Origin of the sequence: Ovoidimarina sediminis (genome assembly GCF_032586175.1) — a bacterium.
Lineage (GTDB): Bacteria > Pseudomonadota > Alphaproteobacteria > Rhodobacterales > Rhodobacteraceae > Ovoidimarina > Ovoidimarina sediminis.
In genome coordinates this window covers 53,528-67,219 of the sequence record NZ_JAWHTE010000011.1, presented here as the reverse complement: position 1 = coordinate 67,219, position 13,692 = coordinate 53,528, and the positions used below count along the sequence as shown (strand labels likewise).

The following is a 13,692-nucleotide window of genomic DNA, read 5'->3' as shown; positions in this document are numbered from 1 at the left end:
CGCGATCGCATTCGGGTTTGAGAGATAAAGCGCCCTGAGCGCGCGTTGGTGGGCCCTCCCGCGATCGGGCCCCGCCCGGCTCATCGAGAAAGACCGCAATGTCCGCAACCCCGCACCCTCGCCAGGCGCGACACCTCGCCACTAGGGCGCCCGTCCGCTCCGCACCCTTCCCCACGCCCACCAACGGCGACGCTTCGCTTGCACCGGCCAACCCGGGCGGCTACCCAGTCCGCCTACCCAAACGGGGAATTTGATGTCCGCAACCCTTCGGATCGCCATCGCCAGCATTTTCGTCGGCATCCTGGTCCTCGGGATCAAGACGTTCGCCTGGTGGCTCACCGGCTCGGTCGCCCTGCTCGCGGATGCCCTGGAAAGCACCGTCAACGTGGCCACGGCGATTGCGGCGCTCGTCGCCATTCGCATCGCCGCCCGCCCGGCGGACGCCACCCATCCCTACGGCCACCACAAGGCCGAATTCTTCAGCGCCGTCCTCGAAGGCGTGATGATCATCGTGGCCGCGCTCCTGATCCTGCGCGAGGCCTATTTCGGCTTCCTGTCACCGCGCGTGATGGATCTTCCGGTCGAGGGCCTGCTCGTCAACGGGGCGGCCACGGCGATCAACGCGGTCTGGGCCTGGGTGCTGATCACCCGGGGCCGCGCCGCCCGTTCGCCGGCGCTGGTTGCGGATGGCAGGCACCTCGTTGCGGATGTCGCCACCTCGGCGGGGGTGGCGCTTGGCATCATCCTCGCCCTCGTCACCGGCTGGTGGATCCTCGATCCGCTGATGGCCGCGCTTGTCGCGGTCAACATCCTCTGGTCAGGCTTCAAGGTGGTCCGCGAGTCCGTAAGCGGCCTGATGGACGAAGCGATCTCGCGGGAAACGCTGGAACAGGTGCGCGACATCATCGCGAACGAGGCGGGCGGCGCGGTCGAGGCGCACGATCTGCGAACCCGGCACGCCGGTCAGGCGACCTTCATAGATTTTCACCTCGTCGTCCCCGGCGAGATGACGGTGTTCGATGCGCATGAGATCTGCGACCGGGTGGAAGCCGCGCTGAAGACCACCGTCGAAGGCGCGATCATCACCATCCATGTCGAGCCGGAGCACAAGCAGAAGCATTCCGGCATCGTCGTGCTCGACTGACCCCCCGGGGGGGCGCGGGCGGCACAGTTCCAATCTGACGCGCCAGATCCCGCCTGCGGCATGCCGGGCACGCCTGCGCAGTGAATTCGGTGCGACGGCCAAAGTGTTTGTTTCCTTGGGTCAGGTTGGCTAAGTTCATGTCCACAAAAGAAAATGGGCAGATAATTACTAATGAAGCACCAACTTATTTCCGTGTGGAACGGCTTTGTTCAGCCAATGCTAAGGCGGCCCGAGCGGGTTCAGTTCGCCGCGCTCTGCTATGACGTGGACGGGCCCGGGAAGAAGATCCTCCTGATCACGAGCCGCGGAACCGGGCGCTGGATCCTGCCGAAAGGCTGGCCCATCGATGGCCTCGAATCCCCCGCATCCGCCCTCCAGGAAGCCTGGGAAGAGGCCGGCGTGCGCTGTGGCGAGGCCTCGCCCGTGCCGCTCGGCAGCTATCACTACGACAAGGGGCTTCCGGGCGACTGGAATGTGCCGGTCAAGACGACGGTCTATCCCGTTCGCGTGCTGGAGCTTGCCGAAGACTACCCCGAAGCGGATGAACGGCGGCGAAAGTGGGTGGCGCCGGCCGAGGCCGCCGAAATGGTGGACGAACCCGAGCTGAAAGATCTTCTGGCCGCCTTCTGATCCGACTTTTCTCAAGCGGGTGATTGAAAGCGCTTTCCCACGAAACTAGGGACGCCATGGGGCCAGGGGGAACCGCATGAACGACAGAGATTTCGAAGCGCGCCATCTCGAAACGCTCGACCGGGATCTCGGGCGGCTCACCACGCTCGAACAGGCAACCGCCTTTGTCGGGCGCCCCCTGATCGGCAAGGGCATCGCCCTGATCTTCCTGGTGGCCGCGGCCCTTTTCGCCGCGATCGCGTTCGGCGGGGCGGGCAATTCCTTTATCATCGTTCTGGCGGCCACCTTCGGCGCCTACATGGCGCTGAACATCGGCGCCAACGACGTCGCCAACAACATGGGCCCCGCCGTCGGGGCGAACGCCCTGACGATGGGCGGCGCGATCGCGATCGCCGCCGTCTGTGAAACGGCGGGGGCGCTGATCGCCGGGGGGGATGTGGTTTCGACCATCGCCAAGGGCATCATCGCGCCCGAAAGCCTCGGATCGGTCGATGTGTTCATCTGGGCGATGATCGCCGCGCTTCTGTCCTCGGCGCTGTGGGTGAACCTCGCCACCTGGTTCGGCGCGCCTGTTTCGACCACGCATTCCGTCGTCGGCGGCGTGATGGGCGCAGGCATCGCGGCGGCCGGCTTCGCGGCCGTCAGCTGGGCGCAGATGGGCATGATCGCAGCAAGCTGGGTGATCTCGCCGCTCGTCGGCGGCGTCATCGCGGCGGGGTTCCTGTGGTTCATCAAGGATCGGATCATTTACCAGGATGACAAGATCGCCGCGGCCCGGAAATGGGTGCCCGCGCTCGTCGGCGTGATGGCGGGCGCCTTCGCCGCCTACCTCGCGATGAAGGGGCTGAAGAACCTGATCAAGATCGATCTCGGCACCGCCCTTCTGATCGGGGCGGGGTTCGGCGGGCTGACCTGGATCGTCATGATCCCGGTCATCCGGCGGCAATCCGAGGGGCTGGAGAACCGCAACAAGTCGCTCAAGATCCTGTTCGGCATTCCGCTGATCGTTTCGGCCGCGCTTCTGAGTTTCGCCCACGGGGCGAACGATGTCGCCAACGCCGTCGGGCCGCTCGCCGCCATCGTCCAGGCGTCGCAGAGCGGCGAGTTCGTCGAGGCCTTCGCCATCCCCTTCTGGGTGATGCTGATCGGGGCGTTCGGCATTTCCTTCGGGCTGTTCATCTTCGGCCCGCGCCTGATCCGCGTCGTGGGAAGCGAGATCACGAAGCTCAACCCGATGCGCGCCTATTGCGTGGCCTTGTCGGCGGCGATCACGGTGATCTTCGCAAGCTGGCTGGGCCTTCCGGTCAGTTCGACCCATATCGCCGTCGGGGCCGTGTTCGGCGTCGGGTTCTTCCGTGAATGGTATGCCGAAAAGCGCCTTGCGGAAGCGCGGCGCACGGTTCCCGAACCGACCGTGATCGCCCGGGAAGAGCGGCGCAGGCGCAAGCTCGTCCGCCGCTCCCACGTGATGACGATCGCGGCGGCATGGGTCATCACGGTTCCGGCGGCGGCGCTTCTGTCGGCGTTGATCTTCATGGTCATCGCGGCGCTGGCTGCCTGAAGCGGGGCCACCGGCACGCTCCGGACGAGAAGCGATGAGAGCCGCGCGGGGGCCTTACTCCAGGATCGGCCCCAGCCCGATCAGCCGGTCGATGGGCGCATAATCGTCGGTCAGAACCCGTGCGCCGGTGCGGGCGATGATGTCGTCGACAAATGCCCGGTCCAGCGCGGCAAAGCGCTTCGGCTCCGGCGTCCGGGCGACGATCGTCGAGACGGGGCTGTCGGCCGCGCCCGCCAGAAGCACGAACACGCGCCGCTCGCCGGGCTCGGGGCCCCGCGCTTCGGTCCAGACTTCGACGACGCCGAACACCTCGCGCAGCGTGACGATGAGGGCGGCAAGGGCATCAAGCCGATCGGTATTGTCGACAACGTTCATCGCGAAAACCCCGCCGGGGGCCAGGCGATCGCCCACGAGGCGAAAGAACTCGACGGTCACCAGATGGGCCGGAACCGCGATATCGGTGAAGGCATCGCCCACGATGACGTCATAGGACGCCGCGCTCTGCCGAAGCGCGGTGCGGCCATCGGCATGCAGGACAGTCGCGGTCTCCCGGTCGAACCAGAACCGCGCCTCCGCGACGCCGGTGACGGCCGGGTCGATCTCCGCCACCGTGATCGCGGTTGCGCCGCGGTTCGCCCAGGCGCGCGGCACCGAATAGGATCCCCCGCCCACGTGAAACGATGAAAAATCGTCCCGCCCCATCCGCATCCGCGGCAGGGCGTCAAGCATCGCCGTGTGCTCGGTATACATGACCCGCGGGGCCCCGCGCGCATTGATGCCATGGGCAAGATGGTCGATCACCATCAGGTTCACGGGGCCTTCCGGCTCGTCCGCAAGCGGCACGGTTCTTATGCAGTAATAGCTGCTTTCCACGTCGCTGACCGCCGGAAGCGCCAGCGCGCGCAGGCAGGCGAGAAGCGCCACCGCCCCGGCGGCCAGCGCGAACAGAAGCTGGCCCCCGGCAAGGCCCCCCAGCCGGAAACAGATCGCCGCCGCAAGCCCATAGAACAGCGCCATGACCGCCAGCGTGCCGACGGAGCCAAGCCAGGAAACGAACAGGAACCCGGCCAGAAGCGTCCCGACGATGGCCCCCGCCGCCCCGGCGGCGAACATCGCGCCAAGCGCCCGCTCGGGTTGCGCCGCATGCCGCATCGCGACGATCGCCAGCACCGGTGCGGGAACGCCCGCGAACAGCGACGGCAGGAAGAAGGCCAGCATCGCGATCGCCGTGATCGCGGTCAGCGGGTTGGCGACGGTGTCGAGCACCGGCTCCGCCGCCACGCGCAGCACAAGCGAGGCAGAGGCGGTGAACACCGCGGCGGCAACCATCACCCACCCGGTGATCCTGAGCGCGGCGCGGCTTTCCCGCTCCGCCAGCCGCCCGCCCCACCAGTGCCCGATCGAAAAGCCCAGAAGCACGACTGCGATGATCGACGTCCAGGTGTAAAGGCTCATCCCGACATACGGGGCGATCATCCGGCCCGCGACGATCTCCACCACAAGGCCCGCGGCCGATATGCCGGCCTGAAGACCCAGGAGAAGCCAGAGCGGGCCGGTGTGTGCAATGTCGGGTGGCGGCGTCATCGCGCCATTAGGGCAGGCACCCCGCGCGGGTCAATCCACTTCATGCGGGCCCTGGCGCCCCAGTCGACGCCCCCGCCGCTGCCCCCGCCGCAGGCCGGTGCGCCCCGTCACTCCGCCGCGCTCAGCACCGTCTCGATTTTCGACGACCGTTCCAGCGTCCGGTGCACCGGGCACTTGTCCGCGATCTCCAGAAGCCGCGCGCGCTGCTCCTCGTCTAGGTCGCCCTCCAGCCGGATCGCCCGGCGGAACGTGTCGATCTTCTGCTCCGAAGGCGCGCCCGCATCCTGCGCGTGCACCTTGTCGTGGGTCACGTCCACCTGCACGTGGGTCAGGGGCCAGCCCTTCCGCCGCGCATACATCCGGATCGTCATCGACGTGCACGCCCCAAGCCCCGCCGAGATGAAGCCATAGGGCGTCATGCCCTTGTTCGTCCCGCCATAGGCCAGCGGCTCGTCGGCCAGCGCATGGTGATAGGGGCCGGCGTTCACGTCCTGCAGAAAGCCCTCCCCATCCGCCTCGGCCAAGCGCACCACGCCCTCGGGCGCGCCGATCGGCGGGGCCGGGGGCTTCAGGTCAAGGTACCGGCCCGCCCAGGCGGCGATCACCCCAGCGGTATATTCCGCATCCTCGGCGCGCGTGATCAGGTGATCGGCATCGTCGAGCGTGACGAAGCTCTTGGGATGTTTCGCCGCCACGAAAATGCGCGTCGCGTTCTCGATCCCCACCACCGCGTCCTTCGGCGCGTGCAGCACCAGAAGCGCCTTCTTCATCGACCGAATGATGGGTTCGAGGTTCTCGCCCGCCACATCCTCCACGAATTCGCGCCGGATGCGGAACGGCCGCCCGCCGAGGCTCACCTCCGCGGCCCCGTTCGAATTGATCGCCTCCAGCGCATCGCCGAAGTTGTGCGTCACGTGCTCGGGGTCGAAAGGCGCGCCGATCGTCACCACGGCCTTCGCGCTCGCGATTTGCGCCGAAGCTTTCAGAACCGCGGCCCCGCCCAGCGAGTGACCGATCAGAAGCGTGGGCGGCATGCCCTTCTCGTCCAGGGCCTTCGCTGCGGCCAGAAGATCGCTCACGTTCGAGCTGAAGGTGGTGTTCTCGAATTCGCCCCCGGAATGGCCGAGCCCGGTGAAATCGAACCTCAGCACCGCGATCCCCATGGCCGCCAGCCGCGCCGCGATCCGCCGCGCCGCCGGAATGTCCTTCGAACAGGTGAAGCAATGGGCAAACAGCGCCGTCGCCAGGTGCGGCCCGTCGGGCAGATCCAGCCGCGCGGCCAGTTCCGCCCCGCTATGGCCGGGAAAGGTGATGCGTTCGGTGGGCATGGGTCGTCCTTCACTCAGGCGTGCCGGATCAGAGTGGGAAGTGCGGCCGCGAATAACAAGGAATGAGGGGTGGGCATAACGCCATGGTGAGCCCATGTTACATCAAGGTGTTCACGTCGAAGGTATGTCGGATGGCCCAGGTCAGGTCGGGCGTTTTCATTCTCTGGCTCGCAAGCGCCCTTGTTTTCGTGGGGAGTTTCGCGGGCGCGCTCCATCCGTTCGGGGATTCGCTCGCGGTGTTCCGCCCCTATCTCGCCGGGGTCTTCGGGCTTCTCGGTCTCGCGATGCTGCTGACGGGCCCGCGCCGGCTTGCGGTGGCGGGGGTTGCGCTGACGGCCCTTGGCGGTGCGACGATGATCCCGCCCGCGACGGATGACGGGGCGGGCGGGCCGGCCCTCACGGTCTACCAGAAGAACCTGCTCTGGCTTCTTCCCGATCTCGCCCCTGTCGTCGCGGATATCCGCGCGGCCGATCCCGATGTCGTCTTCCTGCAGGAGATGCATGCCAGGAACCGCAAGATCCTCGATCAGCTCGCTCCCGCATACCCCTCCCGCCACTACTGCGCGTTCCGGACGGTGGGCGGCGTTGCCGTCGCCTCGCGCCTGCCGGTGGTCGAGGGCAGCCAGCGCTGTGTCGAGGGGCTGGGCTTCGCCGCCATGCAGGTCACCGGGCCGGCGGGCCCGCTCTGGATCGTCTCGATCCATCTCCACTGGCCCTGGCCGCACCAGCAGCCGCAGGATCTCGCCACCCTGCGCCCGATCCTTGCGGCGCTCGACGGGCCGGTTCTGATCGGGGGCGATTTCAACATGGTGCCCTGGTCCCACACCATGGCCGAGATCCGCCGCGCGTCGGGCACCCGGCACGCGGGCTTCCCGGGCGGCACATTCGATCTGAAACACCCGCTTCTTCCGATCGCGATCGATCACGTGCTGATGCCCGAAGACGCCCGCCTCCGGTCCGTCGAACAGCGCCCGGCGCTGGGATCAGATCACCGGGGCGTCCTCGCCCGCATCGCGCTGCCCTAGGCGGTGCCCATAAGACGCGGGTCGAAGGGATAGGAGGTGAGGTTTTCATACCCCGTCTCGGTGATCAGCACCTGCTCTTCCAGCTTGACGGAAAAGTCGCCCCCCACCTCGCCTGCCAGCACCTCGACGCACAGCACCATCCCCGGCTCCAGCGCATAGTCGAACGCGCCCTCCACCGCCGTATCTGGATAGGCCACCAGCGGCCACTCGTCGCACAGCCCCACCCCGTGCATCATGCAGCCGTATTTCTGCGCCTGGAATTTCTCGTCCAGCCTATGCGCCCGCGCGATGATCTCGGGGATGGTGATGCCGGGGCGCAGAAGCTCCATGTTCGTCATGACGTGCTCATGGGCGTGCTGCATCGCCGCGATCATGTCGGCCCGGGGTGGCAGGTCGCCGATCCACCATGTCCGGCTGATGTCGGTGCAGATCCCGTATGAGCCCACCAGATCGGTGTCGAACCCCACGATCTCGTTGTTCTGCACGATCCTCGGCCCGCATTCCTGGAACCACGGGTTCGTCCGAGGGCCAGAGGTCAGAAGCCTGGTTTCGATCCACTCGCCCCCGCGCCGGATGTTCTCAGCGTGAAGCACGGCCCAGATATCGTCCTCGCTCACGTTACCGCCGGGCACCTCGCGGCGCGCGAAATCCTCCATCGCGCGCATCGCGGCCTCGCAGGCATGAACGGAACAGCGCATGGCGCGAATTTCGTCGGGCCCCTTCACCGACCGCGCCTTTTCCGTAACCTCCTCGCCGTCGAAGATCTCGAACCCCTGCGCTTCCAGCCGTCTCAGCCCATGCAGCATCACCTTGTCGACAGCCAGCCGCATGTTCCCCGGCGCATGTTCCGCCAGGATCTCGCGGATCTCGCGGGCCAGCACGTCGGCCTGATCGCCCACCTTGTCGCCCCGGTCGAAATAGAACAGGTCCGCCCCCGACCGCACTTCCCGCACCAGCGGGTTGTGCGCGGCCAGGAAGGGCGAATTCTTGTAATCCCACAGCACCATATACCCATCGGCACAGACCAGAAGCGCCCGGAACGGGTTATGCGTGTTCCAAAGCTGCATGTTGGTGGAATCGGTGGCGTATCGAATGTTCAGCGGATCGGTCACCAGAAGCCCGGCATAGTCCCGCGCCACGATATGATCCACGAGCCGCCCCAGGCGGTACTGGCGCATCGCCGCGAGGTTCGGAAGTTCCAGCCCCGCCGCCTCCCATTCCCGGAAGGCCAGAAGCGTCGGGCCGATCTCGATCCGGTTCGCATCGTTCGGGCTGCCGTCGCCAAGGGTCGCGCCCCGGCTCGGATCGATCTTGCGCGTCTCGCTGAAATGGCGGTTCACGGCGGCGGGTATCCGGTGCTCTGTTGGTCCTGGCCTATCGTGGAAGGGCAGGGCTTGACCCGTCCTGCCAGATTGCGACACCTGAGCGGGTCGCATTTGTCCCAGGCCTTCGAGGGGCGTACGCCGCCATGCCGCCCGATCCCGTTCTTCAGACCGTTCTGCCCCAGATGCCCTGGGCCGATCCGCGGCAGGCCCGGCTTCCGGGCACACAGCCGGTCGATCCCGGGGGCTGGTGTGTGGTCGACGAAGCCTACGGCGCGCAGATGGCGCTGCGCGACCGGTTCATCGCGGAACGTCCTGCGGATGTCATCGCCGCCCGGCCCGAAGCCGCGGCACCCCTGGCAGAGCTTCTTGCCATGGCCCGCGCCCGCCTCGCCGCCGATCCCCGCTTCACCGTAACCGAGACGCACATCACCCGCCCCGGCGGGGTGGAGGTGCCGCTTGACGCAGGCCGCCCGCTCGAAACCCTGGGCCGCCTCTTCCAGGAAGATCTCTGCCTGCTTCAGAAACCCGGGGGCGCGGCGGAACATGTGCTCACCGCCGCCGTCCTCTGCTTTCCCGCCTCCTGGACGCTGGCCGAAAAGATCGGCCGCCCGCTCATCCGCATCCACCGCCCGGTGGCGAAATACGACGCCACCCTGGGCCGCCGCGTCCAGCGCCTCTTCGACGGGATCAAGCCGGGCCACCCGCTCTGGCGCGCCAACGCCCATCTTCAGAAGGACGCGCGCCTTTTCACCCCCGAACGCGAAGACGGAAAATCGCCGCCGGTCGAGGCAGGCCCCTTCCTCCGCTCCGAACGCCAGGTGCTTCTCAGGCTTCCCGAAACCGGCGCGCTTCTCTTCAGCATCCACACCTACATGCTGCGGATCGGTGATCTGCCGGAAGACCAGCAGCGCGCGATCCGCGCCCGCTGGCCGAAGCTCGCGGGATCAGATCAGGCCTAGCAGATCGGCCATCACCCCCGCCGCGCCCAGCGCGGTGCCGAGGCCGGTCAGCGCCAGCGTGTGCGCCGTGGTTCTCAGGTTCTCGCCGCCCAGGATGTTGAAGATCAGAAGGCCGAACCCCACCGGGAAGGCCAGCACCAGAACCGTCGCATTCAGCGTATAGACGGTCAGCCGCGCCACCATGTCGTAGGATTCCGCGCGCTCGCGGAAATCCGTGGGCTCATCCTGGATCGCGCCCTGGCTCAGCCGGATGCCGAACCGGGCCAGTCCGGTTTCCGGCGCGTCCTCGTGCTTCCGGTCGGCAGGCGCAAGCGACGGCAGCCGGCGCGCGGGCTTCCGCCGTTTCGGGCCGGACATAGGGGTCAGTAGCTGCTCTGCTTGCACCATCTCGGTCATGTCTCTTCGCGGGATTGTCCCGAACGCGATGCAGTATCTTGCCGAATTGCGGAAAGTTTGCGGCAAATCCCGGGAAATCCGGCCACCGGACGGAAACGGCGGAAATCCGCGTGTGCGCTCGAAAATCCTGTCACCGCAGGGGTTTGCCGGAATGGCTTGCCGAGGAAAGCCGGGTCGCCTATTCCCGTTTCGAAACGATTGATCGGGAGGGCGCCATGCTGAAGCGTGATTGGGACAAGTCGAAACTGCCAAGCCGGCATGTGACGGAAGGGCCCGCGCGTGCGCCCCACCGTTCCTATTACTACGCCATGGGCATCTCGGAAGAAGAGATCGCGCAGCCCTTCGTGGGCGTCGCGACCTGCTGGAACGAGGCCGCGCCCTGCAACATCGCGCTGAACCGCCAGGCCCAGGCGGTTAAGCTTGGCGTGAAGCACGCCAACGGCACGCCGCGCGAATTCACCACGATCACCGTCACCGACGGGATCGCCATGGGGCATGAAGGCATGCGCTCCTCCCTCGCCTCGCGCGAGGCGATCGCGGACACCGTCGAACTCACCATGCGCGGCCATTGCTACGACGCCATCGTGGGCCTCGCGGGCTGCGACAAGTCGCTGCCGGGCATGATGATGGCCATGGTGCGCCTCAACGTTCCTTCCGTCTTCATCTATGGCGGGTCGATCCTGCCGGGCCGGCTCGACGGCAAGGACGTGACGGTTCAGGACGTGTTCGAAGCGGTCGGTCAGCATCAGGCGGGCAACCTTTCCGACGACGCGCTGCGCACGCTCGAACGCGTGGCCTGCCCCTCGGCGGGCGCCTGCGGCGGCCAGTTCACCGCGAACACCATGGCCTGCGTCAGCGAGGCGATCGGCCTCGCCCTGCCCAACTCCTCCGGCGCACCGGCTCCTTATGAAAGCCGCGACCAGTACGGCGTGGCTTCGGGCGAGGCGGTCATGAACCTGCTCGAAAAGAACATCCGCGCCCGCGACGTCGTCACCCGCAAATCGCTTGAAAACGCGGCCCGCGTGGTGGCCTGCACCGGCGGCTCCACCAATGCCGGCCTGCACCTCCCGGCCATCGCGCACGAGGCGGGGATCGATTTCGATCTCTTCGACGTCTGCGACATCTTCCGCGACACGCCCTATTTCGTCGATTTGAAGCCGGGCGGTCAGTACGTCGCCAAGGATCTGTACGAGGCGGGCGGCGTGCCCGTGGTGATGAAGGAGCTTCGCAAGGCCGGGCTCATGCACGAAGACTGCATCACCGCCACCGGCAAGACGATGGGCGAGGAACTCGACCTCATCGAACGCGAGGCTGACGGCCGCGTGATCTACCCGGTGGACACCCCGATCACCGCAACCGGCGGCGTCGTCGGGCTGAAAGGCAACCTCGCCCCCGAAGGCGCGATCGTGAAGGTCGCGGGCATGGCGGCCGAGGAACAGGTATTCACCGGCCCGGCCCGGATCTTCGAATGCGAGGAAGATGCCTTCGAGGCCGTGAAGCAGCGCAAATACGAGGAAGGCGAGGTCATCGTGATCCGCAACGAGGGCCCCGCGGGCGGCCCGGGGATGCGCGAAATGCTCGCCACGACCGCCGCGCTCTCGGGGCAGGGGATGGGCAAGAAGGTCGCGCTCATCACCGATGGCCGCTTCTCGGGGGCCACCCGCGGCTTCTGCGTCGGCCATGTCGGGCCGGAAGCCGCCCATGGCGGCCCAATCGCGTTGATCCGGGACGGAGATGTGATTACCATCGACGCCATCAAGGGTGAGATATCGGTGGACCTCTCCGAAGAAGAGCTGGCCCGCCGGAAAGAGCAGTGGGCGGGGCCTCGTGAGACGATTTACGCGTCGGGCGCACTCTGGAAATACGCACAGCTCGTCGGGGCCACGCGCCTCGGCGCGGTTACGCATCCCGGGGCGAAGGGCGAAAAGCACGTCTATATGGACCTTTAGGGGCGGCGCGGGCGCACTTGCGGCCGCAATCCTGCTCTCGGCCTGCGCGGCGCCGGTTCCGGTGACGCGCTCGCTGCCCGTCTCCGAAGGCATCGTGATCGCCGCGCCGCCGGGCTACTGCATCGACCGCGAGGCCTCACGCGTGAAAGACAGCGGCGGGGCCTTCGTGCTGCTGGGCTCCTGCGCCGCGATCAGCCGCAACGCCAGCGCGCCCCGGCCGCTCACGCCGGGGCTTCTGACGGTCACCGTTTCCGACGCCCCCGTGCCGCTCAGCGACGATCAGATCGGCACCGCACTGGGCCGCTTCTTCAACACCCCCGAAGGCCGCGCGATCCTCAGCCGCTCGGGCAATGCGAACGCGGTCGATATCCTCGACACCGATGTCAGCCAGAACGCCCTGATCCTGCATTTCACCGATGAAAGCGTGGCCCAGCTCGGCCTCTCGCCCGAACACTGGCGTGCGCTCTTCCGGCTCGACGGGCGGCTCGTCACGGTTGCCGTTTCTGGCTTCGACGATCTGCCGATGACGTCGAGCGAGGGGCTCGCAACACTCCGCTCGATGACAGACCAGATCCGCGCCGCCAGCGCGCAGGGGGCAAGCTGATGGTCGCGATCATCGGGTTCCGCCGCCGCTTCGGCACGATCCTCGAACAGAACGTCACGCGGCGCTGGGCGCGGCTTGCCGACCGGGCCGACGCGATGGATCTCGCGGCGCTCGAAAAGCTGCGCGATCGCGCCCGCCGGCTGAGGCGCCATGCCGACCGGCTCCTGCACGTGGCCGACGGGCGGCTCACGCTGCCCCGGATCGATTCCGCCGTGCCCCGCCCGCTGCACGCCGACTGGGTGCACCGCGCGCCGCTCTGGTCCGGCCCCGTTTTCCCGGCGGGCCGCGCCTCTGTCGAAAACGAAATGGCGATCGGGCCCGGCGCCACGCTCTTCCACGATTGCCGCGTCTCGGAAATCTCCTTCCGCCAGATCCGCAACACCGGGGCCGACGATCTTGCCCCCTTCGGCGCCCGCTTCGATGTCTTCGCCTTCGACGGCTCGTTCCTGTCGCTTGTGCTCGACCTGCCGCCGCAGGGCGTCGACGGGCTCAAGAAACGCCACATCCTCGGCCTCACGCTCACCGTCGAAACCGAAAAACCGCTGGAGATGTTCGCCCGCCTCAACATCCGCCACGGCCCCAACACCGAACAGATCGTGCGCGAATTTCCGATGGACGCCACCGAAATGACCGTCGAATTCGATCTGGGCTACACCGAACTCAACGAACGCCGGATCGAACGGGCCTGGATCGACCTGATCTTCGAAGGCCCGCAGATGAACCAGATCGTCCTGCGCGACATCACCACGGCGCGCCGCCCGCGCGCGGATCTGTGAGGGGAGGGGGCATGTCTGACTTCACGCTCACGAAAACCGCGTTCCGGGCCGGCAGATGGGAAGGGCAGGCCACCCGCGCCGATGGCGAGGATGCGCCGGGCCCCGCCTTCACCGCCTGGCATCTTGACCGGCCGATCGACGGGCTCGAACTCAGCCCCGGCAAGGGGCCGGGGATCTGGAACGTCGCGATGCACGTTCCGGCCGAGATCCTCGCCGACGGCATACAGACGATCCTGATCCGCGACGAAGATACCGGCGACGCCATGGAACGCATCGTCATCGCCGCAGGAAAACCGCTCGACGACGATATCCGCGCCGAGGTCGATCTGCTGCGCGCGGAACTCGACATGATGAAGCGCGCCTTTCGCCGCCACTGCGTCGAAACCGGCGCCGACTAGGGCGGTTTGGATT

At 67.2% G+C, this 13,692-nt stretch carries 13 protein-coding genes; 9 read left to right on the top strand and 4 right to left on the bottom strand.

Annotation, left to right across the window (positions count from 1 at the left end; genetic code table 11):
• The first annotated feature begins 253 nt into the window (after positions 1-253).
• The 3 genes from RXV90_RS13800 to RXV90_RS13790 all read left to right on the top strand — a co-directional run bounded on the left by RXV90_RS13800 (position 254) and on the right by RXV90_RS13790 (position 3,335).
• Positions 254-1,144, top strand: a complete 891-nt coding sequence (locus RXV90_RS13800) for a cation diffusion facilitator family transporter (protein WP_316649365.1) — start codon at positions 254-256, stop codon at positions 1,142-1,144.
• Between the two features lie 171 nt (positions 1,145-1,315).
• Positions 1,316-1,774, top strand: coding sequence for an NUDIX hydrolase (locus RXV90_RS13795; RefSeq protein WP_316649363.1), 459 nt, complete (start codon positions 1,316-1,318; stop codon positions 1,772-1,774).
• Positions 1,775-1,850: 76 nt separating this feature from the next.
• Complete coding sequence (locus RXV90_RS13790; RefSeq protein WP_316649362.1) at positions 1,851-3,335, top strand: inorganic phosphate transporter; 1,485 nt, start codon at positions 1,851-1,853, stop codon at positions 3,333-3,335.
• A 54-nt stretch (positions 3,336-3,389) separates the two neighbouring features.
• Here RXV90_RS13790 and RXV90_RS13785 read toward each other — a convergent pair whose 3' ends face one another.
• Positions 3,390-4,919 (bottom strand): fused MFS/spermidine synthase, encoded by a 1,530-nt coding sequence (locus RXV90_RS13785; protein ID WP_316649361.1) that lies wholly within the window; start codon positions 4,917-4,919, stop codon positions 3,390-3,392.
• 107 nt (positions 4,920-5,026) lie between these two features.
• Complete coding sequence (locus RXV90_RS13780) at positions 5,027-6,247, bottom strand: bifunctional alpha/beta hydrolase/OsmC family protein (protein ID WP_316649360.1); 1,221 nt, start codon at positions 6,245-6,247, stop codon at positions 5,027-5,029.
• Positions 6,248-6,378: 131 nt separating this feature from the next.
• On the opposite strand from RXV90_RS13780, the gene RXV90_RS13775 reads away from it, so the two are divergent.
• Positions 6,379-7,272: an endonuclease/exonuclease/phosphatase family protein gene (locus RXV90_RS13775; RefSeq protein ID WP_316649359.1), complete on the top strand. Its 894-nt coding sequence runs from the start codon at positions 6,379-6,381 to the stop codon at positions 7,270-7,272.
• On the opposite strand, the gene dddP is transcribed toward RXV90_RS13775, so the two are convergent.
• Complete coding sequence (gene dddP / locus RXV90_RS13770; RefSeq protein WP_316649358.1) at positions 7,269-8,612, bottom strand: dimethylsulfonioproprionate lyase DddP; 1,344 nt, start codon at positions 8,610-8,612, stop codon at positions 7,269-7,271. The genes RXV90_RS13775 and dddP overlap by 4 nt on opposite strands.
• Before the next feature lie 128 nt (positions 8,613-8,740).
• Between dddP and RXV90_RS13765 the strand changes: the two genes are divergently transcribed.
• Positions 8,741-9,556: a heme-dependent oxidative N-demethylase family protein gene (locus tag RXV90_RS13765; protein WP_316649357.1), complete on the top strand. Its 816-nt coding sequence runs from the start codon at positions 8,741-8,743 to the stop codon at positions 9,554-9,556.
• Here RXV90_RS13765 and RXV90_RS13760 read toward each other — a convergent pair.
• Entirely contained in the window at positions 9,542-9,952 is a 411-nt protein-coding gene (locus RXV90_RS13760) for a hypothetical protein (protein ID WP_316649356.1), read from the bottom strand. The two genes, RXV90_RS13765 and RXV90_RS13760, sit on opposite strands and share 15 nt — an antisense overlap.
• A gap of 215 nt (positions 9,953-10,167) precedes the next feature.
• On the opposite strand from RXV90_RS13760, the gene ilvD reads away from it, so the two are divergent.
• The 4 genes from ilvD to RXV90_RS13740 all read left to right on the top strand — a co-directional run bounded on the left by ilvD (position 10,168) and on the right by RXV90_RS13740 (position 13,679).
• Positions 10,168-11,901, top strand: coding sequence for a dihydroxy-acid dehydratase (gene ilvD, locus RXV90_RS13755; RefSeq protein ID WP_316649355.1), 1,734 nt, complete (start codon positions 10,168-10,170; stop codon positions 11,899-11,901).
• A 61-nt stretch (positions 11,902-11,962) separates the two neighbouring features.
• Positions 11,963-12,505: a hypothetical protein gene (locus RXV90_RS13750; protein ID WP_316649354.1), complete on the top strand. Its 543-nt coding sequence runs from the start codon at positions 11,963-11,965 to the stop codon at positions 12,503-12,505.
• Complete coding sequence (locus RXV90_RS13745; RefSeq protein ID WP_316649353.1) at positions 12,505-13,281, top strand: DUF6478 family protein; 777 nt, start codon at positions 12,505-12,507, stop codon at positions 13,279-13,281. The genes RXV90_RS13750 and RXV90_RS13745 overlap by 1 nt, the downstream gene beginning before the upstream one ends.
• An 11-nt stretch (positions 13,282-13,292) precedes the next feature.
• Positions 13,293-13,679, top strand: coding sequence for a hypothetical protein (locus RXV90_RS13740; protein ID WP_316649352.1), 387 nt, complete (start codon positions 13,293-13,295; stop codon positions 13,677-13,679).
• Positions 13,680-13,692 lie beyond the last annotated feature (13 nt).